The organism is uncultured Senegalimassilia sp., assembly GCF_902464545.1.
Lineage (GTDB): Bacteria > Actinomycetota > Coriobacteriia > Coriobacteriales > Eggerthellaceae > Senegalimassilia.
Genome location: NZ_CABQJR010000006.1, coordinates 69,705 through 94,330 on the forward strand (window position 1 = coordinate 69,705; position 24,626 = coordinate 94,330).

At 64.3% G+C, this 24,626-nt stretch carries 10 protein-coding genes; 2 read left to right on the forward strand and 8 right to left on the reverse strand.

The features are described from left to right. Positions 1-345: 345 nt before the first annotated feature. The 8 genes from RDW26_RS03075 to RDW26_RS03110 all read right to left on the reverse strand — a co-directional run bounded on the left by RDW26_RS03075 (position 346) and on the right by RDW26_RS03110 (position 20,846). Positions 346-1,083, reverse strand: coding sequence for an aminotransferase class I/II-fold pyridoxal phosphate-dependent enzyme (locus RDW26_RS03075; protein WP_307982473.1), 738 nt, complete (start codon positions 1,081-1,083; stop codon positions 346-348). 668 nt (positions 1,084-1,751) lie between these two features. Further along, positions 1,752-2,447, reverse strand: coding sequence for a cysteine hydrolase family protein (locus RDW26_RS03080; protein WP_307982474.1), 696 nt, complete (start codon positions 2,445-2,447; stop codon positions 1,752-1,754). A gap of 7 nt (positions 2,448-2,454) precedes the next feature. Beyond that, positions 2,455-3,831 carry an APC family permease gene (locus RDW26_RS03085; RefSeq protein ID WP_307982475.1) on the reverse strand — a complete coding sequence of 459 codons (1,377 nt, stop codon included), beginning with the start codon at positions 3,829-3,831 and terminating at the stop codon, positions 2,455-2,457. Between the two features lie 435 nt (positions 3,832-4,266). Beyond that, positions 4,267-5,349 (reverse strand): phosphoribosylformylglycinamidine cyclo-ligase, encoded by a 1,083-nt coding sequence (purM, locus tag RDW26_RS03090; RefSeq protein WP_307982476.1) that lies wholly within the window; start codon positions 5,347-5,349, stop codon positions 4,267-4,269. Between the two features lie 175 nt (positions 5,350-5,524). Next, positions 5,525-7,030, reverse strand: coding sequence for an amidophosphoribosyltransferase (gene purF / locus RDW26_RS03095; RefSeq protein ID WP_307982477.1), 1,506 nt, complete (start codon positions 7,028-7,030; stop codon positions 5,525-5,527). After that, entirely contained in the window at positions 7,027-7,983 is a 957-nt protein-coding gene (gene srtB, locus RDW26_RS03100) for a class B sortase (protein WP_307982478.1), read from the reverse strand. The genes purF and srtB overlap by 4 nt, the downstream gene beginning before the upstream one ends. Before the next feature lie 585 nt (positions 7,984-8,568). Next, complete coding sequence (locus RDW26_RS03105; RefSeq protein WP_298626894.1) at positions 8,569-10,308, reverse strand: hypothetical protein; 1,740 nt, start codon at positions 10,306-10,308, stop codon at positions 8,569-8,571. A gap of 155 nt (positions 10,309-10,463) precedes the next feature. Continuing rightward, a complete protein-coding gene (locus RDW26_RS03110) occupies positions 10,464-20,846 on the reverse strand; it encodes an InlB B-repeat-containing protein (RefSeq protein ID WP_307982479.1) in 10,383 nt (3,460 codons plus the stop codon). Between the two features lie 470 nt (positions 20,847-21,316). Between RDW26_RS03110 and RDW26_RS03115 the strand changes: the two genes are divergently transcribed. Both RDW26_RS03115 and ppk1 read left to right on the forward strand, forming a co-directional pair. After that, entirely contained in the window at positions 21,317-22,267 is a 951-nt protein-coding gene (locus RDW26_RS03115) for a hypothetical protein (protein ID WP_307982480.1), read from the forward strand. A gap of 261 nt (positions 22,268-22,528) precedes the next feature. Continuing rightward, positions 22,529-24,626, forward strand: a 2,098-nt coding sequence (gene ppk1, locus RDW26_RS03120; RefSeq protein ID WP_307982481.1) for a polyphosphate kinase 1, incomplete at its 3' end; no start/stop codon positions are given.

Genomic DNA, 24,626 nt, shown 5'->3' on the forward strand with positions numbered 1-24,626 from the left:
GGCCGCTTCACTCGTCAGCCAAGAAAACTCCTATAGACACAAATCGAGCCCCGGTGACTTGAATCAGAGGTCATTCCCGGGGCCATTGGCGCATAGCATACCCACAAGTAGCTGGTTTATCAATTGGACTTTCGGTATCTTGCTAACATCCTGAAGCTAACGATTGCTAACTGTACTAACTGGGCCTAAAAATGCTAACGCGCGCAAACTTAAATGAAAGATGCTATCCAATAGTGAACGGAAGGGTCGAGGGCGACTGCCATAGCAATACCCGCATCAAGCCCGACGCCCTCGGAAGCCGCGATTAGCGCCATCAGGAGCTTCCCTCTAGCGCAAACCCGTGCGCTACGAGGCGAAGCGGGCAGCGAACGGGACGGGAGATGCGGCCGCCGAGGGCAGAACCGTCACGCGCTGCGCCATGGCGGGCGCGTACGCGGCGTTGGCTTCGCGAAGTGCGCGGCGGATGCCGGCAACGACGTCGCCGCGACCCGCCATCTCAGGCGTCAGCGCGACATAGCCGACAGACTCTCCGGCGACGGAAGCCGACACGTCGGACGTGCGCACAACCGCGGAATTGCGATAGAAAGCAGGCCACCAAAGGCTTTGCGCTTCGCCGTTCGCCATATCGCTATGAGCCTCATCGGAAAGCAGCAGAATCGTACGGCCAAACGCGCGCTGAGCGCGGAACAGCGCGCCGGCGATGCCGTCGGCGACAGCTTCCGGATACGCCATAGCGCTCGGATCGTTCGGCATGCTCACGATTGCCAGCTTCGTGCGCGGGGTGAGCGCACACTCGAGCGCGACGAAGTCGGGCAGCATCGTTTCCTCATCAAGCGAAACCTCAACCAGGCGAGCGCCTCGACCCTCAACAAGCGTACGATACGTCTGGCCGCAAGGCGCAAACGCGATCGCTTCGTCTTCCGGCTTAAGCACCGCGTCCATAAACGCATTGATGCCGCTGTCGGCCCCGCCGGCCATGACGATGTCGGAAGCGGCATAGGAGGTGCCGAAACGACACTCCAGCGAAGCGGCAACAGCCGACGCCGCGCCAAGACGTTCTTTCGTGAACTGCGAAACGAGCATTTCCTCTTCCCTTCCTAGCGCAATCTGCGCACGATGAAACCGCCCCGACGCATACGGCATAGGGGACAACGTCGCCACTTCGCGACGATAACCACAACAATGGGGAAACATATAGAGCATCGAGGCATAACGCATGCCCGATGGGGAAAATCAGATACACTCGAACGAGCAGATTGCTTTCGCAACGATTGGGATTGTAGCGCACGCCACAAGAAGAAAACACCCCTGAGCGCCGATTTCCTCGCAAGCGGCGGAGTCGTGGTAACACGCCGTTTCCGCAGGTCAAGTGCCCCTATAACCCGAAAATAGTGAGGGGGTTTTTCAAAGATACCCCGATTCGCACGAGCGTCTGAGCATCGTAAAAAAGATTGCAACGCAGCCTTTTGAGCGCCCTGCCGCTTCTCGGACACGTGCGCAAACGGAGAGCGGCTGATGCGTTCACGCGAACGGTCGCCTGGCGAACAGGGGACGAGGTTTCGTTCACGGAACAGCGTTCAGGAGCGCGAAAGGTTAACGCGAACACGCCTCCGTCCCCCGTTCGCCCTCCGTCCCCCTGTTCGCGTGCGCAACCAACATCGACCGACCATTGCCGATCATTATTCAGCTTGCCGATCAACTTGCCAAACGGTTAGCAAGTTGATCAGCAGCCACAAGAAGCGCTCCCCGCCCTACGCGTCGCCCAATGCGGCGAGCAGTTCATCAGTGTTGATCACGTGGCAGTAGATGTTGTTGAGGATTTCCAACTCGGCGCGCTGAATCTCCTCGGTTGACGCGCGGCAAGCGTCCTCAATCAGCCACACCTTGAAGCTCTCGTCGGCAAGGGACCGGACGGTTCCCGACACGCATTGGTCGGTCAGCACGCCCGTGCACACCACGGTGTCGATGCCCATGTTGCGGAACAGAAGCGACAGGTTCGTGCCCGCAACCGCGCTGTCGGTCGTCTTCGTGAACACGATCTCGTCATCCTTCGGCGCAAGCTTCGGCACGATCTGCCCGACCGGATCGTCGAGGGGGACAAGCAGGTCGTTGTAACCCGAGCTCCGCTGGACAAGCGACCTGTCGGACCCGTCGCGCTTCATGCACGCGATTCGCGCGAAGTTCACGCTCATGCCGCGCTCGCGGAAGGCGGCAAGGATACGCTCGTTGTTCGGCACGACCACCTCGTCGATCGCCCGATAGAATTGCTCCCATCGCTCGGCGCGCTTGCACTGCTCCTCCGTGGGCTCCGCAATCTCGGGGCGGGTGATGAACACGTGCTGCATATCAATGACGAGCAGCGCCGTGGTTTCGGGGTCGATCTCCACCTCGCCCCAATCGTCGTCATCTTCGTAATAGAAAGAGCAGTAGCGATCGTTAACCTTCATGCTTCACCTATTCCGAGACGATGGCAGCAGGCTGCGCCGCCGCATTCCGAGGGGAAACCACCGTCTCGCTTCCCTGTTCCGCCAGATACTTCGCGCGCGAACGGCGTCCCACCAGGTAGTAATAGGCAACGCCCGCCGCACACCAAACCACGCCGACAACGATAACCTGGATACCCGAGAACGCGATCGCCAACGCGTACAAAACAATGCCGATGGCGGGGATCACGGGGACAAGCGGGCAGCGGAAAGGCCTCTCGAGATTCGGCCGCTTAACACGCAGGTAAATGAGCAGCCCGCATGCGAACATGTAGCACAAGCCGTAACCAAACACGCCAAGGAAGCCCGCAAGCGTCCAAGCATCCGGCGTCACGATGGGCAGGAACGAAACCAAGATCATGGAAACCGCCGTGACGAACAGCGCCGTAGTCGGGGTGCCGTTCTCATCAAGCTTTGAGAACGAACGCGGGAACCAACCCTCGCGCGCCATGGCGTACAGTACGCGCGTCTGGCCCATAACGCCACCATTTGCAGTGCTCATCGAGCCGGTGAAGCAATGGATGGTCATCCACATGATGCCCGCAAGGCCGAACAAAGAGCCGCCGACCACGATAAGCGGAGCATCGGTTCCCAGATCCGCGAAACCATCGGCCGGGAACAGGCCGTACAGGACCGTGGCGAAAGCGCCGAACAGCACAGTAAGGAAGATGGCCGCGCCGATTAACGCATGAGGGATATCCTTCGTCGGGTTCTTGGATTCCTCAGTAAGCGTAGCGACGACTTCGAAGCCGCAGAACGCAATCACCACATAAGGAAGCGTCTGCAGGAACGGCTCGACCGTGCCGTACGGGGCGAACGGCTGATAGTTAGTCGGATCGATCATCGTCGCGCCCATCACGACGAACAGCGCGCTCGAAGCGATGAGGATGACGCCGAACGCCGCTTCAACCAGCGCCGACAGCTTCACGCCAACCCTGTTGACTGCCAAAAACACAAGGGAGCAGACGACGGAGCCGACCCACTGAGGAATCGCAGGGACAAGCACATGGACGTAGATGCCGACGGACACAAGCTCGACGTTCAGGCCGAACAGCAACGCGAACCAATAGATCCATCCCAGCATGAAGGATACCGGATGGTTCTTCCCGAACACCTGCTTCGTGTATTCCCAAATGCCGCCGCATTTCGGGAACATCGTCGCAAGCTCCGAAAACACGAAAGCCGTTGCCAACGTCGCCAGACCGCCGATAACCCAATAGCTCAGGCTTGCCATAGGTCCCGCCGCTTCTGCCGCGCCACCGACGCCAATGGCAAAACCGGATGCCACTACCGTTGCGTAGCCCGTGAGCATGAGGACGCCCTTTCCGAGCACTTTCTTCAGTCCCATGATCTCTCCCTCTCACAGCCAGATTGAACAGGAAGAGAATATCCGCGCTTGATTTCTAGCAGATTTCGGTCACGTTGCATCAAAGTGACCGATGATCTGAACGCGAAGGTAGTTTCGAAAGCCGAGATTTGCACAAGCGCTTGAACATCGCAGAAAGACTGCACACGGGGCCATTTTGAGCCGCCAGGCGCTCCTCAGGCACGAGGCGAACGGAGTGAACAGGGGACGGAGGTGTGTTCACGCGTTAGCTCTTTACATTCCCGAATGCTCCCCGTGAACACACCTCCGTCCCCTGTTCATCCGTCCCCTGTTCATCCCCCGGCGCCCGGAAGCGCTCCAACCCGCAAATCGCGCGAGCGCAAAGTTTTCGCACATCAAAAAAGGACCGCGGAAGCGGTCCTTTCAGTCATGCAAGCTATAACGCCGATGCAGGGTTTACCCCTGGTGCCCGTACAGGTTGCCTTCGCCCGTGTACTGCACCTCGCCGGTACCGGAGATGACGCGGCCGACGCGATAGGTCTTCTCGCCGGCTTCGGCCAGAGCGGCCTCGACTTCCTCGGCGCGCGCGGGGTCCACGATCAAGATCATGCCCACGCCCATGTTGAACGTCTTGAGCGCCTGCGGCTCGGACAGCTCGGCGGCGTCGCACACGTACTTCGCCACAGCCGGCACGGGCCAAGTGCCCAAATCAACCTGCGCATCAACGCGCTCGTTCAGCGCGCGGTTGAGGTTCTCGGAGATGCCGCCGCCCGTGATGTGGGCCAGCGCACGCACGGCGCCCGGGCATGCCTTCAGCGTGCCGAGCACCTGCTTCACGTAGATGCGCGTCGGCGTGAGCAGCGCGTCTGCCACGGACTGGCCGTCCAGCGCCTCCACCGGCGCCAGCAGCTCTTCGCGGCTTTTGCCCTCCACGCACACCTTGCGGGCCAGGGAGTAGCCGTTGGAGTGCAGGCCCGAGGATGCCAGGCCGATGAGCACGTCGCCCTCGGACACGCTTTCGGGGTCGAGCATCTTCGGCTTGTCGACAACGCCCACGGTGAAGCCGGACAGGTCGTAGTCGTCGGGATCCATGACGCCCGGGTGCTCGGCCATCTCGCCGCCGATGAGCGCGCAACCCGCCTGGCGGCAGCCCTCGCCGATGCCGGCGACGACCTCGGCCACGTGCTCCTTGCGCAACTTGCCGATGGCGATGTAGTCCAGGAAGAATAACGGCTCGGCACCGCACGCCAGGATGTCGTTGACGCACATGGCCACCAGGTCGATGCCCACCGTGCCGTGCTTGCCGGCCAGCTGGGCCACCTTCAGCTTCGTACCCACACCGTCGGTGCCGGAAACCAGCAGCGGCTCGGCCATGTCCTTGGCCGCCGCGATGCTGAACAGGCCGCCGAAGCCGCCGATGTCGCCGACGACCTCCGGGCGATACGTGGAGTGCACCGTCTCCTTGATGGCGTCGACGGCGCGAGCGCCCTCGGCGGTGTCCACGCCTGCTGCCTGGTACGTAACTTCCTGCTTCGTCACTGGATGCTCCTTATCTGATAGGCGGGAACCCGACCGGCAAACCGGCCGGCGCTCCCGCACCGTTAACCTTCCAAAACCCGGACACTTGGGGACGTAGCCTTATCTGTCCGGTTTGCGCGAGCCGCGAGCCGCAAACGGCGAACACACCTCCGTCCCCTGTTCACGCTTGCGTTTGTTAGACGCTGACCTGGGTGTTCTCGGCTTCTTGCGCTTCCTTTTCGTAGGCGGCGGCGAAGTCGGCCTTCGTCATGAAGCTGTTGCGCGCGGTGTAGGCGGGGATGTCCACGGGGTACTCGCCTGAGAAGCACGCCTCGCAATAGCCCGGCGTGCGCACGTCGGGCAAGCTGTCGCGCAGGCCCTGCAGGCTGATGAACGCCAGAGAGTCGGCGCCCATCCACTCGCACATCTCCTGATTGGTCATGTTCGCGGCGATCAGCTGGTCGCGCGTGTCGGTGTCGATGCCGTAGAAGCACGGCCACATGACCTCGGGACTGACGATGCGCATGTGCACCTCGGTGGCGCCGGCGTCGCGCAGCATCTCGATGAGCTTCTTCGACGTGTTGCCGCGCACGATGGAGTCGTCGATGACCACCAGGCGCTTGCCGCGGATGACGGAAGGCAGCGGGTTGAGCTTCAGGCGGATGCCCAGCTGGCGCATGGCCTGCGTGGGCTGGATGAACGTACGGCCCACGTAGCGGTTCTTCACGATGCCGTCCGAATACGGGATGCCGCTTTCGAAGGCGAAGCCCATGGCCGACGGGATGCCGCTGTCGGGCACGCCGAGCACCAGGTCGGCATCGGCCGGCGCCTCGCGGGCCAGGATGCGGCCCATGTTGCGGCGCGCCTGGTAGACCGACTGGCCGTCCATGATGGAGTCGGGGCGGGCGAAGTAGACGTACTCGAAGATGCAGCTGGCGCGCTTGCGCGGCTCGACGCCCTGCTCGGAGGTCACGCCCTCCTTGTTGAAGCGCACGATCTCGCCGGGCTCGACGTCGCGCACGTATTCGGCGCCCACGATGTCCAGGCCGCAGGTTTCGCTGGAAACCACCCAGCCGCGATCATCGGGCAGCTTGCCGATGCACAGCGGGCGGATGCCGTTGGGGTCGCGGAACGCGTATAGCGTGTCGGGGCTTGCCAGCACCATGGCGTAGGCGCCCTCCATGTACTGCATGGCGTAGCGGATGCCCTCGCGCAGGTGGTGCGTCTTCTGCGTGACGCTGCCGATGGCCTTGGCGGCCACCTCGGAGTCGGTGCCCGCGCGCAGCTGGATACCCTCGTCGATCAGGCGGGCGCGCAGGCTGTTGGTGTTCACCAGGGTGCCGTTATGCGCCAGCGCGATGAGGATCTCGTCGATGGCCGAGATGTGCGGCTGCGCGGCCTCCCACGACGCCGCGGCGCCGCTGGTGGAATAGCGCGCGTGACCAACGGCTACGTAGCCTTCGAGCGCGGCCAGGCGCGACTCGTCGAACACCTGGGTCACCAGGCCCAGGTCCTTCGACACCATGATGGTCTCACCATCGCCCACGGCGATGCCGGCCGACTCCTGCCCACGGTGCTGCAACGCCTGCAGGCCGAAGCACGTCATACGTGCAACGTCCTCGCCAGGGGCGAACACGCCGAACACGGCGCACTCCTCCTCCAAGCGGTCGGGGCGCTCTCCCGGCAGAATCGAGGTGCTCATGCTGCTGTCTCCTTTGCCGCTTCGCTGACGGCGGCCACGTCCTCGGGGTTGATGTTGCTATCATCGGCAACGACGCTGCTGGCCGCTGCTGTTGAACCGGATTCGTACGCGAACAACACCCACCGGCCGTTGCTGGCCAGGTTGTCGCAGGTGGAGAACGCGAACGTGTGCTTCATATCGGCGGCGGAGGGAAGGCCCGCAACCGGAACCGCGGAGCGGTCGACCTTGTCCTGCACGTAGGCCTGACGCTCCTGCTCGCTGGCGAACGCCGTTTGAGCCAGGGGGTCGTCGGCCGCGCAATGCACGATGGAGAAGGTGGTGAGCTGGTAGTTCGCCGTGGGCGTGAACACGTACACGATACGGTGGCCGTTGAACGTGTCCGCGTCGCCGAAATCGGCGAAGGGCGAGAACATGGAGCCGTCGTTCATATGATGGCCGTACACGATGTTGTTCGCATCGGAGAAGTCGGCGGCATTGGCCGCGGACAGGAAGATGCTTCCGAACGACACCCAGCTGGTCTGCCCGTAGAAGTCGGTTTTGAGGTAGTGCTCATCGTCGGTGCCGTGCACTATGGGGAAGTTGACGGTGGTGCCGGGAACATAGATCCACCCCACCACATCGGGGTTGATGGCCCGCAAGGCGTCCCAATCGACGGTGAAGCTTGCAAGGTCCATACGTTGAAGCGCAGCTGCATCGGGGGCGTTGAAGCCGATCTGCTCGAGCTGCTTGTTGTTCTGCTGGCCGTGCCAATAGCCGTAGCCGATGAAGGCCAGCGCGCCTGCGGCGCATACGAACACGATGAGGGAGATGATGAACACCACGCGCCACACGCCGCCCGAGCGTTTGGGCTTACGCCTACCTTGGGAAACGGAAACGGGCCGCACGAGACCCTGCCCTTGCGGGGCTGCGTGCGCGCCGCGCGATTGCACGCGGTTATGCTGGTATTCGGACAATTCACGCCTTCCCAAGCGTCGAAGCGCGAAAAACACGCAAGACGCCTCCGCAGTAGCTCGGAAACCTCATCTACCTGTTACATAGTACGAAACATCCCCAGGTCGGGGGACATGCCGCCCGCGAAATGCCCCAAATCAACGCAGGATGTTCGAAAAACCGCCCAGCACCTGCACGGCGCAGCCGCGAACAGCCGCCCGACAGGCACCCAAGGCGCCTCCCCCTCAAAGCACGCCCTTTACGCGCTCGCAACCCTCGCAGTCCGCAAAAGCCGAACGCGATGCGCGACAGGCGGCGCGGACATCGCGCGCCAAAACGCAAGGGAGCGCACCGTGCACGACGCACGACGCGCTCCCTGACCTCGGACTGCCGCCAGGCATTCCGCGTTCGGCCTATTTCTTCTTCATCTCGTCGAGAAAGCCCTTCAAGATGAAGCCGATGATCACGATGACTATGACCGCGACTATGACCGGAATCGTCCAACTTGGCATGATGCAACCCCTTTTCATCTATATATGCGTCTGCCGACTCCTAAACCAGCCGACGCCCTGCACCCATTGTGGTTATCAAGCAATACTACCGCGCCTTCACTCGGCATGCAACCGCGCTTCAAGCGCATCGTTGATGGTCTCGAGCGCCTTAACGCGGGCGAAGCGCTTATCGTCGGATTCCAGCACGATCCACGGCGCGAACGGCGTGGACGTCAAGCGGAACATGTCCTCGACGGCGCTTTTGTACTGCGGATACTTGTCGCGGTTGCGCCAATCCTCGTCGGTGATCTTCCACTGCTTGGCAGGGTCTTCCTGACGGGCACGGAAGCGGGCCAGCTGCTCGTCCTGGCTGACATCCACCCAGAACTTCAGCAGCACGGCGCCCCAGCGCACCAGCTCCTGCTCGAACTCGTTGATCTCGTCGTAGGCGCGCGCCCACTGGGCGTCGGTGGCGAAGCCCTCCACGCGCTCCACCAGTACACGGCCGTACCAGCTGCGGTCGTAGATGCCCACGTGCCCCGCCTTGGGAAGGCGCGTCCAGTAGCGCCACAGGTGAGGATGGGCAAGCTCGGGCTTGGTGGGCGCCGGGCTGGGGAAGATGGTGTAGGCGCGCGCATCGAGGGCCTGGGCCACGCGCTTGATGGCGCCTCCCTTGCCTGCCGCGTCCCAACCCTCGAACATGAGCACGAGCGGGACGCGCGCCTGGTACATCTCCATTTCCAGCTTGTTCAGGCGCTTCTGCTGCTGTTTCAGGCGATCCCTGTATTCGTGCTGGTCGAGCACCAGGCCGTGATCGACCTCGTCAAGGCTGGGAACCCTGTCCACGATGCGGAAGCGGCTCGCTCGCGGGGCGTGCGCGGCCTGCGCAGCCGCCTGCTCTGCGGCGGCCTGCGCCACGGCAAGCTGCTGCTCGGGGGAACGGCCCTCCAGCGGGATCTCCTCGGCCGCACCGGCGCTGTTGGCCTGCGCCTTCGCGGCGGCGGCAAGAGCGGCGGGGTCCTCCTTCGCATGAAGCGCCTTGTCAAGCGCGTCGACCAGCGTCTCGGTGATCTTGAGGTTGGCGCGACGCTTGTCCTCGCCGTTGATCAGGTGCCATGGCGCATAGGAGAAGTCGCTGCCCTCGAGCAGGTTGTCGTATAGGCGGTACGCCTCCTCGTATTCGCCGATGGTGGCCATCTTGCCGTCGGACACGCGCCAGGCGGTGGCGGGGTCGCGGCGCAGGCGCGTCAGACGCTTGCGCTGCGCCTCCTTCGTCACATGGACGAAGAATTTGACCACCACGTAGCCGTCGTCGGTAAGCTGCTTCTCGAAGTCGGCGGAGCTGGCAAGGGCGCCGCGCAGCGCGTCGATGTGGCGCTCCTCGGCGGCCTCATGCACGGCCCGCGCCACGGTGGCGCGGGGGTGAAGCACCTTACCGTTTTTGATCCTCACCTCGCCGAACTGGGTGTAGAGCATGCGCTGCACGGCCGAGGTGTACCAGCCGCGGTCGTAGAACGTGATGGTGCCGCGGCCGCCGAGCGCCTTCCAGAACTGCTGCATCATGGGATAGAAGCCGCCCACGCCATGCTCGGCGCCCGGGAACGACGCCGCGTCGACGGCATTGAAGTTCTCGGTAACGTACACGCTGGTGGCGCGGGCGTCCAGGTTGTACATAAGGTCGGAGATGCGGCTGCCCTTGCCTGCGCCGTTCCAGCCCTCGAACAGCACCACGAGCCCCACGCCGGCCGCGCGCGCCTCCTGCTGCAGCACCACCAAACGCTCGGTCAGCGCATCGCGGCGTGCCTTGTATTCTTCCTTCGGAAGCGGTTCCTCAGAGAAATCGACGGTCTCCAGCATAGGCGGCCCTCCCCTTCGCGATCGATACCATCCCACACGGCTAGCGGCTCCGAAATGCGCAACGGCGCGTGCAGCATGGCGGGAATCTTGCCTTCATGCTAGCACACGCCGAAGCGGGAACGGAGACGACGGAGAATCGTAACCAACCGTTGACTTTACCTGCGACGCCGGCGCGTCGCGAAGGCCGCCGCAAGGGCAGCCACCGCCGCCGCAATGAGCGCCGCGACGTCGGTTGCCATGGCGCTGGTCTTAGCAGCAGCGTCGCCCGTTTGCCCAAGCGCTGCGACTCCGGAAGCGTTGGCGGAGCCGGTGCCGGACGACGAGCCGTTGGAGCCGTCCGGGTTATCCGAGTCGCTAGGATTGCCCGAATTGTCCGAATTCGAGTCGTCCGAGTTGCCGGAACCAGGTCCGGGGTTTTCGGAGTCCGAGCCCGGTTTAGACGGATCGGACGGGTCCGGCTCATCCGGGTTGTCGGGTCCGTTCGGGTTATCCGGGTTGTCCGGGCTCGGGCCAGGCCCGGGCCCGGGATCGGGCTTGCCGGGATCCACCGGGTCCGGCCCGGGGTTAGGTCCAGGCCCAGGCTCGGGGCCAGGTCCAGGACCCGGAGCCGGCGGGTTCGGCGGATCGGGATCGGGGTCAGGTCCCGGAGCAGGCGGGTTCACCGGGTCCGGCCCGGGATCGGGGTTGTCGGGGTTATCCGGCCCGTCTGGGTTATCGGGGCTCGGCCCTGGCTCAGGGTTGTCGGGGTCCGGCCGCGGCCCGGGACCAGGATCCGGGTTGTCAGGGTCTGGGTTATCAGGGTCGGGTCCCGGACCCGGCTCGGGCGGATTCGGCGGATCGACCGGGTCAGGATCGGGATTGCCGGGATCGGGAGCCGGACCCGGATCCGGATTATCAGGATTTGGATCGGGACTCGGACCCGGATCGGGAGTCGGACCAGGATCCGGCGGGTCGACCGGATCAGGGTTGTCGGGGTCCACAGGTCCCGGACCCGGATCGGGCTCCGGCTTCGCCTTCACCGTGAGCGTGCCCGGCACGACGGTCGCGGCGAAGTTGGGATCGTCAACGCTCGCATTAATAATGTAGTCACCAGCCGGAGACTTCTCGTCGGCATCGCACGAGTAGTTCACCTCCACCCCATCCGTGCTCGCACGGCTCACCAAGCTGCTGGTGAAGTCAGGATTGGCTTCCCCTTCCATACGCTCAACGTCGTCGACCGCCACCAGAAGCTGGGCAGGCGCCACTGAAAGGGTCAGCTCCACATCGTCGGCCGCAAGGTAGTTGCGGCTCTCAGCCGCGCGAGCGATCACGCGCGCGGCGCCGGCAGCGTTGATCGTGGCGTAGCAGCCCTGCAGCGAAACAGGCGCGTCGCCGTCGGCGTCCTGCACAAGCTCGAACGTCACCGGGGTCTTCGCCGTGTTCTGCAGAACGATGCCCGGGCCGCCGAACACGCCAGAATACGAGGTCGGGCCCGTGACGGCCTGCGACGCCTTCGCTATGGTGAACGAGGCCTTCTGCTCCCCGACCAGGTTGGGATTCTCCACGCGCGCAGTCGCAACATAGCTGCCGCTGTCGTGCGGAGCATCCGAGGTCAGACCGTACACAGTGCCGTCGACGCCCTCGTACGTCACGGAATAATTCTGCTCGGGCAACTCGTACGCATCCACCTGCACGCCATGGGCAAACCCGTCGTAGACGCAATCAGCCGCCGTGATGTCGAAGGAAACGGGCTTTTGCGCGATCGCAAACTCGGCGACGGCGCGCCCGACGTACCCGTTCGCGGCAAGCCTGGCCACCACCCGGTACGTGCCCGCATCCGTGGGAGCCGTGCTGCCGGAATAGCGGGTGTCACCCGTTCCCCTGAAGGACAGCATGACGGATCCGGCGCACTCAGCCGGGACACCCTTAAGCTCGGGGCCCTGCGGCTGGCCGTTGTACTCGAAGATCGCCTCGGCGAACGACATGTCCACCTTCTTCGGCGCCATCGTTAGCGCGAAGCGAGCGGTACGCGTCTGACCAGCGGAATCGGAGCAAACAATGTCGAAGCCGAACACCCCCGTGCTTTCCGGCGTTCCCGCGATCCGCACCGCGCCGTCCTCGGTAACCTCCAGGTGCAAGCCCTCGGGCAACGCGCTGTCAGGCGCAACCGCATACGTATAAGGCGCGGTGCCACCGGTAGCGGGCTTGATAGCCCCGACGTAATCGCTATGAGCAGTCGCAACGGGCAAACCGCACGCGTTGAACGCCAAGTCCTCGCGCTTGGCAATGGACACCTCGGCCCGATCGGTCTCGACGGACGTCACCGTGCCCAGATACGTTTGCGTAATGCGGCAATAGTACGAACCCGCATCCGCCGCCGCAGCACGATCGAACGTCAGCGAAGCAGACGTTTCGCCCTCAAGCGCCACATCCTCGCCGCCGTCGGTCACGCGGAACCACTGATAGCCCAGCTCGTGCGACGCCGCCGCCCCGCACGAAACTTCCTCGTGGGCAAGGATTTCCTCGGCGGCATCAGCCGCAACCGAAAGCGCCACTGCTTCGCCCTCATGCACGCTGGCATCTTGCGGTTGCACCTTCACCACCGGCTGGCCCGCGCGGGCGAACGAGAACGCCAGCCGCTGCGGCGCCTCGATGCCGTTCAAGGTAACGCAGTAGCTTCCGCCCTGGTAATCGGCTATGTCGAGATCGACGGAATCCGCGATCGAGTCGTCGCGCACATCGGCCACGGTCGCGCGCTCCAGGTAGCACCCGTCATAAGGCGTCGCCGTGAACGAGGCGCTGCCGCCTTGGGGCACAGCCGCGCTGGCCGGATCAACCGTGCCGTTGATCGCCGACGCCTTCACCTCAAGCTTCGGCGCCTCCGCAAACCGCGCCGTCACCGTCACGTCGTCTTCGGGCGTGAACGTCCAAGCCGCATCCGTGCTCACCGGCCTGGAACCCACGGCGCCGTCCTTCCCAATTGAATACCAGCCATTGAATACGTAGCCTTCATCGGGCACGGCGCGCAACGTGCACGAGGAGCCGTTCTCCACCTTTTCGACCAGGGCGCATCCCCACTCATCGTTTTCCGACGAGCCATAGATGTACCCGCCGTCGCGCGGGTCGACCGCCACGACGTTCCACGAATCCCTTACGTAATACGCCGTGTAGGTCTTGTTCGCCACCGCCGGCCGCACGATGATCGGGCTGAATCCCACCGGCGCACCGCGTTCATCGATCCAGTAGCGGAACCTCCAACCGGGGAACGGGATGGTCACCATCCACGTCGCCGTCAGGTAGCCGTCACCGGTGAAGGGGACCACCGTGGAGAAGCCCGCGCTGGCCGGATACGTGTCAACCTGCAGGTCGAAGCCCGCGTCGTAGAACACCGCCGTCAGCTGCATGTCCTGCTGGGCAATGCCCACGTACACGGCGTTGTAGCTCAAGATGGCGCCCGCGTCGTCAATCCAATGCGAGAAGCGGTAGGTCGACCACGGGATGGCCATTGCCACGAACGGGTCGCCCTTGTCGCAGGTCTTCGTCGCGCTTGTCAAACCGTTTCCGCTGGTCAGGAATGCCTTTCCGCGCAAAATTGAGCTTTGGGACGCGGTGATGGTGACCTGCCCGTCCGCCTCGAACTGCGCATAATACATCACATCGGACTTGGCTTCGAAGCTGAGCACCTCGTCTGTGCTGACCACGGCATGCCCCTCCCGGTCGGAGGTCCACCCGACGAACCGGTAGCCCAGACCCGCGACGGCGCTGAGCGTGACGGTCTCTCCCGCCTCGTAAGCGCCGGTGCCCTGCACGCGGCAACGGCGGTTCGTGGACTTGCCCTTCACCACCGGGGTCGCCTTGACCGCCACCTCGTACGGGTCGGCGAACTGCGCCTCAAGCTCCAGCACGCCGTCGTCCAGGGCCTCGACCAGGTCCTCGTCGAGCACGAACCAGGTGTCCGCGGCGTCGGCGAAATGCGTCTTCGAGCCGTCCGCGCCCACCAGCTGCCAGCCGACGAAGCGACGATCGTCGGTCTGCCGCGCCCGAATGTGCACCACCTGGCCGAACTCGTACACGCCCTCGCCGGACAGCTCGCCCACGCCCTCGACGTTCGAGCTCAGCGTCACGCCGTAGGAGTTGCGCTTGAAGCACGCGGTGTACGCGGCGTCGCCCGTGACGGTCACCGTGCACTCGGGAAGGCCGCTGACCTGCGCACCCTGCACGTCGCGCCAGCAATCGAAGGTGAAGCCGGGCTTGGCCGTGGCCGACAGCGTGGTGCGCTGGCCCTCGTCGAAGCCGCCGAAGCCGCTCACGTACCCCGCCTCCGTCGGGGAGGCCATGGTGCTCACCGTAAACGAGCCCATGCCGAACACGGCTTCCAAATCGATATCCGCGCTCACCGGGAAGCGGTACGTGGCGTCGGTGGACAGGCACGCGCCGCCGCTGAACCAGCCGATGAAATGCGCCCCAGCGGCCGGGACGGCGCTGACGCACGCCATCTCGCCCGCGGCGTAAGTGCCCGAGCCCGTGGCGCTGCCATAGCCTTCACCTGCGGAAACGTTCACCGTGAACTGTTTAGCCGCAAACACGGCAGAAAGCTTCGTGTCGCTGGAGGGCACGAAGCGGTAATCCGCATCGCGGCTCACCACGTTGCCCTTGGCGTCGGCCCAGTATTCGAATGTGTAGCCCGAAAGCGCATGTGCGGAAAGGGTTGCCGAATAGCCGGCGCCCACCGTCCCGGCGCCTTCGACCCAGCCGGCCGACCGGTTCTCTACCAAATTCCCGTCGGCATCGGCCACCGCCGGCACCGCCGAAACCTCGTACGAACGCTCCTCGAAATGCGCCACGTGCACATGGCTGCGCATCAGGCGGCACGTGAACTCGGGCTCGAAGGACTCCAGCTCGCCGGTAGCGGAATACCAGCCCGTGAATTCGTACCCGGGCGACGCCTGAGCCTTGAGCGCCACCTCCGCGCCGCGCTCGGTGAACACACGGCTGGCCCGCACCGACCCGCCATCGGCAGGGCTTGCCACGGGCAGGCAAACCACCTCGTAGGGTTTGAACGCCGCCGTGACCGTGCACCGCTCCGATTTGGCGGTCAACCCCTTCGCCACCACGTCGCATTCCATATCAAGGCTGGTGAAGATGCCGTTCACGTACCAGCCCCAGAAGAAGTACCCCGTCTTCGGCTCTGCCTTCAAGTGCAGCGTCTGGCCCAGCGAGAAGGAATCGGTCGTCGGGGTGACCTCGATGCCGTTGCAGGTGACCGTTCCGCCGAGCCACGAGTCGGCCGCGATCACCACCTCAGGCTCCGCTCCCTTGAACACCGCCTTGTACGTCTGGTCGCCCGTCACGCGCACGGTCAGCTGCTGCTCGGGATGCTTCTTGCGTTTGCCGTCCTTCCAATGGGCGAACCGAAAGCCCTCGTTCGGCTTCGCCTTGATGGTCACCGTGCTTCCGTATTCCACCATAACCGCGTCCGCGCCGGGATGCCCCTCGATCTCGACGGTGCCGCGTTCGACCAAGTGCGAATCGGTCTCCACGCTTATGCGGTAACGTTTGGGGACGAACACCGCACGAACCATCGTGTCCTGCTCGGGGGTGAGCTCAAGATGGTCGGGGTCCGTTCCCATGGGAACCCCGGAATCGCCCAGGTACCAGCCCTTGAACGTGAACTTGTCGCGCATGTCGTCGGCAAGCTTCACGGAAAGCGTGACAGGCTTGCCGCTTTCGCAGTAGCCGTCGCCGGTGACCGTGTACTTGCCGGCAAGCTGGTCGACGGGCTCGGCCACCACGCTCACCTTGCACAGGCGCTGGAAGCGGGCGGTCACCGTGCAGTCGGCCACCGGCGCGAACGTATAGGTTTGGTCGTGGGAAGCGAACGTGGGCGCCGCATCGGCGGCGCCGTAGCTGATGTACCAGCCGTCGAACAGGTAGCCCTCGCGGGCCTCCGCCGTGGCGATGACGCTTTCCCCTTCGGGCACGTCGAGCACCTCGCCGATGCTTTCCCCGTTTTTGAGCGTAGCCGTCCCGCCCTCTACAGGGTCGGCAGCCGCGCGGACGGAATGGCTGTCCTTGCCGTCCATCACGGCCGTGATGCGCCCGTTGCCGTCCACGCGGTACTCGCACACATCGCCGCGGTCGATGACGGTGCGTCCCGAATCGTCGGTTTTGCGCCACTCCACCAGCTTGTACTTCTTTTCCGGGTCGTCAGCGCGCGCCGCGGGCACCGCCGTGAACGTGAGGATGTCGCCATCGGCGGCCCTGACCACGCCGCCCTCCACGGGCACGCCGTCGCAGAGCACCTGCGCGCCCTCATCGGGATCGGCGCCCACCACGATGGTGCGGTCGGCCTTGCGGAACTTCGCCACCAGGTGCCTATCGACCTCGGCGGGGAACACGTACACGAGCGATTTCGAGACCTCGATGCCGTCCTCGAACCAGCCGACGAACGCGTAGCCCTCGCCTTCCGTGACGATGACCTTCGCCTCCTGGCCCTGCCGCGGCGTCTGTACATCGGGCGTGGCGTTGCAACCGGTGGGGATACCGGCATCGACGCCCGTCACCTCGGCGGACGTGGTGATGCGCACGTTGCGCTCGAACACCGCCGTCATGGCCACCACCTCGGGCGTGGCGTCGGTAATGCGGATCTGCATGCGCTGCGACACGGAGCGCTCGACGCCGTCCTCCTTCCAGCACACGAAGCGGTATCCCGGGTTGGGGATGGCTTCGAGCTCGGCGATGGTGCCCTCGAAATGGATACCGCCGCCGCGCACGATGCCGCCCTCCGTGGGATGGGCGGTGGCCACGATCTCGACCGAATGGTCGCCATGGGGCTTGTTCGGGTCGTTGTCGTGCTTGTGGTGATCGAAGATATCCTTGATCTCCTTGAGGGCGTTCTTGCCGATCAGGGCCAGATCCTCGATGGTCTCGGCGCCGGCGATGTCGATCATGGCCTGCGCGATGATGGGGTCGACAATCTCGCCCAAGCCGTATACGGCGGCGACGACCCCGATCGTGCCCAGCACCGCGAGCAGCGCGATTTGGAGCGCCTCGAACGCCTCGTCCTCATCTTCGGCCACGCGGAAATGCGCCACCAGCTCGGTGTCACCGGTCAGCAGGAACGTGTACGAGCCATCGGGCGCTGCGGGAACCGTGTTGCCCAGCGCATCGGTGGCGTAGTCGAACACGTAGCCCGGCTCGGGCACCGCGTTGACCGTCACCTGCTGGCCGACGCCGTACAGACCCGAGGTCAGGAAGTAGCCCGGAGCGTTGCCGTCCTCGTCGGTGCCGGCGACGCTCAGCACCACGCTCGCCGGGATCGCCGAGTACCAGGGCGTGAGCTCCATCTGCGCGGATTCGTTCGCGGGCTTCGCGACTTCGTATTCGCAGGTTGCCTGGTCGCTGATGGCCATGGAGTCGTCGCCGTCAGCCGCGTACCAGCCCACGAACTGCGCGTTGTCAAGCGTCGCTGAAAGTTGGACGGTCTCGCCGACGTTGCGGTAGCAGTTCGCCGCATCCACCCGCAGATGGGCGTACGATTCGGAGTGATCGGTTGTTTGAGCAGGGTTGATGTGCACCCCCACTTCCTTCAGGGAGAATCGCGCCTGCAGCGTGGTGTCGCCTGCGGGCGTGAACTCGTACACGGGGGATTCGCACACGCGCTCGCCTGTGGCGGCATCGAACCAGCCGGTGAAGACCGTGTCGTCATCGAGCATGCCCAGGGCCTTTGCGTCAAGCGTGACCACCTGGCCGCCTTCCGTGGAAAGACTGCCCGTCACCTGCGGGACCTCCACCCCTTCCATAAGCGTCCGGCCGCCTGTGTCGAGCGTCTGCTCGTAGCTCACCTTGCAGGAAATCGGCTCGAACGTAGCGGTGTAAATCGGTGACCGCTTCACCAATGAGTCCGACTGGTCGGCGCCCTCGGCGGTCACGACCAGACTCTCCCCGCCTTCGATGGGCTCGCCGTCGCGCAACCAGCCGGAGAAGGCGTAGCCCGCGTTCGGCGTTGCGGTAAGCGTGACCTGGGTTCCTTCCTCATACATACCGGCACCGGAGACGCTGCCCCGATCGGGCTGCGCCGACGCGGCGCGCACAGCCACCCACGTCTGCGAGAAGTCGAACGCGAACCAGCCGGTCACCTCGTCGAAGTCCTGGGCCCGATACGCATACGAAGCCTCGGTGGACATCAGCTCGCCGCGATGCATCCAGCCCAGGAAGCGGCACCCCTTCTCCGGGATCGCCGACAGCTTGACGGTCTGCCCCAGCTCGTACGTGCCCGAGCCACTCACCGTGCCGAGCGCCAGGCCCGACGCGCTTTTCGCGGACACGTTGACCTGCCCGTACTCCACCAACACGGCGATGGGCGTCTCGCCGGCAACGGCTTCGTATTCGATGGTGTCGCCGGGGCAGCTTCCCAGATAGTGCTTGTCAAGCGAGCTCTCCCAGTGGTCGAAATGGTACTTCGACGTATCGTATTCGCAGGTCAGCGTCACATGCTTGCCCGCATACGTGGTGAAGCTCCTGCCCATGTCGCGTCCATCGACCACAACGCTCGCCCGCGCGCCGATGACCTGCCGCCTGTCGGCGCTGCCCAGGCGGACCTCGGGCGCCACTTTTGCACTGTCAGCGAACACCGCCGTCAGCAGCGTGTCGCGTTCCACCGTGAACTCGTACCACTGGTCCTCGGAAAGGATGTTCCCTTCCTCGTCGGTCCAATAGGCGAACGTCCTGCCGGGCGTGGTGGCGTTGGCCACCACCACGCAGGTTTCGCCGGGCTTGTACTGGCCCGCGCCGGTGGCGCTGTCCCCGGAGGAGAGCGCGCCGTCGTAGCGGATATCCACCGCCAGGTCGGTGTTGCCCCGCTCACGCATGGGATCGGCCGAGTACGCGTCAAGGTACACCTCACCGTCGTCGTAGGTCATATGGATGCGCTGGCCGTGGAAACTTGAGCGGAACAGGTACCCGTCATCGGGGTACACCTCGATGAACTGGGCGAACGCGCAGTTCTTCAAGTCCTCATAAGCGAACGAGCTCCTGCCGTACCCGTGGTCGAACGTGACCTTCATGCCGGCAAGGGAAACCTTATCGTCCTCGGCGTACTCCATGACGTTAGGGTCGTGCTCGATTCGAAGGTCCTTCAGGCACTCGGCAATGCTGACGGGGGTTTGGCCGTTGCAGCTTTCCCAGTTCCGCTCCGGAGTGCTCGACCGATACAGGCCGACCAAACTCGACGGAACCATCACCTGCATCCCGCGCCTGGGGAACGTGTCGCTATCGATGTACACCGCATGGTCGCACCGGAAGTACGCGTAGTCCAAATTCGCGTCGGCGAACGCCCGGCTGGGCAGCTCCTCGATCTGCGAGCCGCTCGGCAAGACCAAGCCGCCGTCAAGGTTCGACCCGGAGAAGCACGCGTCGCCCAGCTGGCTCACCGACGTGTTCGTCTCAAGGCCCGTCACGTGCAGGTTGGGGCAGTTGGCGAACGCCGCGAAGCCGACCGAGACGATCTGCTGGTTTTGCCCCAGGCCCGTGTCGGAAAGGTTTTGGCACCCCTCGTACGCGTCGGCCGGGATGGACGTCAGGCCCTTCGCATTCCCCAAACCGGTGGACTCAAGGCCGCTTTTCATGAAGCAGGCTTCCCCCAAAGCGCCGATTTCAGCGGGCTTCTTAATGGAAAGGCTGGTCAACGAGGAGCAGCCGGCAAACGCCTGCGCACCGATCGAACCGATATGCATATCCGAGAAGCTGATGAAGGAGAGCTTCGCGCAGGCGGCGAAGGCGAAATCGCCTATGGAATCCAGACGGTCGTTCTCGAAACGCACCGACGTCAGGCTCGTCGAGCCCTCGCACAGACCCTTGGGGATATTGGCAACGTGATAGTCGATGATGAGATTCGTGACGTCGCGCGCGGAGATGGCGTTGCGCTCGGGATCGTCCTCGTCGACGGGTTTCGTCAGATTGCCCCGCTCGTCGCAGGCGTACACGTACCCGCTGGCCATGAGCTTGCCGAACGGGTACAGGACCCCCTGCTGCGCCGGCTCATCATCGGCAGCACGCTCGGCCGGGTCGTCCGCCGCATCGGCGGCATCGCGCTGCGCCAGATCGCCGGCCGCCTCGGCGGCCTTGGAACCCGTTTCGCCATCTTCGGACGATGCGGCATCGGCGGCGTTGGAGCCAGTTTCGCCGCCTTCGGGCGATGCGGCGGCTTCAGCGCCTTCGCCAGCAGACGACGAGGCATCGGCGGCAGTATCGCCGCCTTCGCCAGCAGGCTCAACAGCACCGGATGCTTCGCCGGCAGGCGATTCAGCATCAGAACCCGAAGACACGTCCCCGGCACCCGCCGCGGCGCCCGCAACCTCAACGGCGGCGCCGCCGGTCAACGCCGCTTCGCCCAAGCCCCCCGACAACGCAGAACCCTGCTCGCCGACCGAGGCGGAGGGGGATCCGCTGGCAACCGTCGCGTCCTCGGCGGCGCTGGCGGGGATGGGCGTGAACGAGACCACGAGCGCCACGGAAAGCAACACTCGGAGAAGGGCATTGAAAATACCGACGCTCTTCATGGAAGGCACCTTTCAACTGCGTCTCAGACCTGCGGAGCGCAAGGGAATGCATATCTTATATTGTAAGGGATGGCAGGGCCCCGCCACACGGGAATCGGCAGCTGAAGGCAGCCGCCAACCCATCCCGTCACCTTCCCCTCCCCGACGCGTGAACAGGGGACGGAGGTGTGTTCACGTTTGAGCTTCGCGCTCCCACAACGTAACGTGAACACACCTCCGTCCCCTGTTCACGCGGGAACCCGGTAGCCGCAGGCAGCTGCCAACCCGCCTCGCCGCCTCCTCCGCCCCGAAGGCGGCAACGTTAAGGGAGCGTAAAATCTTCGCCCAGAAACCGTCGGCGCGGCCCGCGCGCGTCAAGCGAAGGCCCGCAACCTTTATCATGGGTAAGGTTCACTTCATGCCGACGCATCGCGCCGGCATCATCGCAAAGCGGGACCGGCGCGCAGCGCCATCGAGGAAGGAAAACGGCAATGCCCACCTACGGCGTCATCGACCTGGGGTCGAACTCCATTCGCCTTGTCATATACGAAGTGAAGGACGATTGTCGCAGCACCTATTCCAGCAAGGACTTCAAAAGCATCATCAACGACAAGGTGATGGCTGGCCTTGCCGCGTTCGTGGAGGATGGCGTGTTCACGCCCGACGGCGTGGACCGCGCCGTCAACGTGCTGAAAAGCCATATGAAGCGCGTGCGCTACTTCGGCTGCAAGCGCGTCGACGTGTTCGCCACCGCCGTGCTGCGCAACGCCGCGAACTGCGTCGAGGCCGTCGCGGAAATCGAGCGGCGCTGCGGGCTGGCGGTCACGCTGCTGTCCGCACGCGACGAGGCGCACCTCGGGTTCGTCGGCGCCCGCTGCTCCACCCCGCTCGAGCGCGGCACGCTCGTCGACATCGGCGGCGGCTCCACCGAGCTCACCCGCGTCGACGGCGGCCGCGACAGCGACGACGTTAGCCTCGGCCAGGGCTCGCTGTCGTCGTTCGCGCGCTTCGTCCGCAACATCCTGCCCGCGCCCATCGAGATGGACGCCATTGCCTGCGAGTTCCGCAGCAACCTGCGCAAGCTTCCCAGCCTCGAGCCCTACAAAACCCCCACGCTCTACGGCGTGGGCGGCTCCACGCGCGCCGCGGCCAAGCTGGTCCAGCAGCTCGACGAGCTGCAAACGCGCCCGCGCGAGGTCCAAGCAGAGCAGGTGCTCCAGATCCTGCGCGCCTGCCGAGAGAACCCCTCCGCGTTCGGGCACGCGGCCCTGAAGGCGTCCGCCGAGCGTGTGCACACCATGGTGCCGGGCTGCGTCATCTTAGCGGAGCTGTTCCGCCACCTTGGCGCCGATAAGCTGGTCATATGCAAGCACGGCGTGCGCGAGGGGTACCTGATCGAGCGCATGCTCGGGGCCGTGTCGGCACCTCCTCAAGTGGATTAGCCCCACCCGAAACCAAATCGTTACCTTTTTCACCCCATTATTTCCAGCCTGGTGGCGGATTCGGCCGGTCACAGCATCAAAACAGAGTAAAATATGAGTTGAGGGGACGTGGTTGTTGGGGAACCCCGTCGCCTTGGCGTCGCACGTTATGCAATCATCGATTCCACTTGGCCGTCCGCAAGCGGCCGCACGCACATCGAATCAACGAAGACGCATCGCCCGACGCACGTTTCATCTATGACGTCGAGGGAAGGGAACGCCATGAAAGCAAACGAATCCACAACGCATATAGGTTCCACGCCCTATATGCAAAACCGCGAGCTGTCGTGGCTCACGTTCAACGAACGCGTGCTCGACCAAGGCGCCGATGAGACCGTCCCGCTGCTTGAGCGGCTGAACTTCATCAGCATCTTCTGGTCCAACCTCCAGGAGTTCTTCATGGTGCGCGTGGGCAGCCTGACAGACCTGTCGCTTCTGAAGAAGCAGGTCCTCGACTCGAAGACGGGCATGACGCCGGCGGAGCAGCTCTCCGCCATCCACAAGCGTTGCCATCAGCTGTATCCGGTGCAGGAACAGACCTACGCCGAGGTACGCGAGGCCTTGGTCGCGCACGGCGTGCGCCATCTGCGCCCTGCCGATCTCAACGACGAACAGCGCGCCTTCCTGGCCGACTATACGGCAGCCAACATCATGCCGTTCCTGTCCCCGCAGATCATCAATTCGCGCCACCCCTTCCCCCACCTGGAGAACGGGTCGCTCTACGTCATCGTGCGACTTGACGAGGAAGTGGGCCCGAAGAAGCCCAAGAAGAAGGACAAGGCCAAGGACGGCAAAACCGTCAAGGCCGCGAAGATCCACCCTTCCGCCGAGGAAAGCGAGAACCTGGGCGCCGAGGGCGTCACCGTGGGCATCCTTCCCATGCCGCGCCAGTGCGCGCGCGTCATCAAGCTGCCGGGCGAGGGCTTCCAGTTCATCCTGCTCGAGCACGCGGTGGAGATGACCGCCGAGCAGGTGTTCAGCATGTACACCGTCAAGCACACCAACGTCCTGTGCGTCACGCGCAACGCCGACCTGGACGCCACGGAGAACACCGACGAGTCCGACGAGGATTATCGCGAGCACATGAAGCGCATCCTGAAGAAGCGCGGCCGTCTGGCGCCGGTGCGCCTGGAGTCCGAGCGCCCGCTTTCCAGCGTGCTGCAGGAGCTTCTGCTCGATCGCCTGAACCTCAAACCGCATCAGACCTACGTCACCAGCGTGCCGCTCGACATGAGCTGGACCTGGGGTCTTGGCAGCAACCTGCCCGAGCAGGAGCGCATGGCGCTGTCCAACTCCCCGTTCACCCCGCAGTGGCCGGCATGCCTTGACCGCAACCGCTCCATCATCGACCAGGTCTGCGAGCGCGAGGTGCTGCTCAGCTACCCCTACGAGTCCATGGACGCGTTCGTGCAGCTGCTGCGCGAGGCAGCCGCCGACCCCACCGTCATCTCCATCAAGATCACGCTGTACCGCCTGGCGCGCCAGTCGCACCTGGCCGAGGCGCTCATCGCCGCCGCCGAGTCCGGCAAGCAGGTCACGGCGCTGTTCGAGCTGCGCGCACGCTTCGACGAGTCCAACAACATCGAGTGGTCGCAGCGCTTCGAGGAGGCCGGCTGCAACGTCATCTACGGCTTCCGCGATTACAAGGTGCACAGCAAAATCTGCTGCATCACGCGCCAAACCGACAACGGCCTGCAGTACATCACGCAGCTGGGCACGGGCAACTACAACGAGAAGACGGCGAAGCTCTACACCGACCTGAGCTTCATCACCGCCGACGAGACCATCGGCCGCGACGCCACCGAGTTCTTCCGCAACATGCAGCTGGAGAACGCTTCGGACAACTACGACATCCTGTCGGTGGCCCCGCTGCAGATCAAGCCCGGCATCATCGCCAACATCGACAAGCAGATCGCCCTTGCGCGCGAAGGCAAGCCGTGCGGCCTGTTCTTCAAGACCAACAGCGTCACCGACAAGGACATCATCGTCAAGATCGCCGAGGCAAGCCAGGCCGGCGTGCCGGTCACGCTTCTCGTGCGCGGCATATCGTGCCTGGTCCCGGGCGTGCCCGGCTATACCGACAACGTCCGCGTGGTCTCTATCGTGGGCCGTTTGCTCGAGCACAGCCGCATCTACGGCTTCGGCCCGCGCGAGGACATCAAGATCTTCCTGTCCAGCGCCGACCTCATGACGCGCAACATGGAGAAGCGCGTCGAGATCGCCTGGCCCATCCTCGACGAGGGGCTGCGCAACCAGGTGCTCGACTACATCGACACGTGCCTGCGCGACACGGCGAAGCTACGCGAGCTGAAGGCCGACG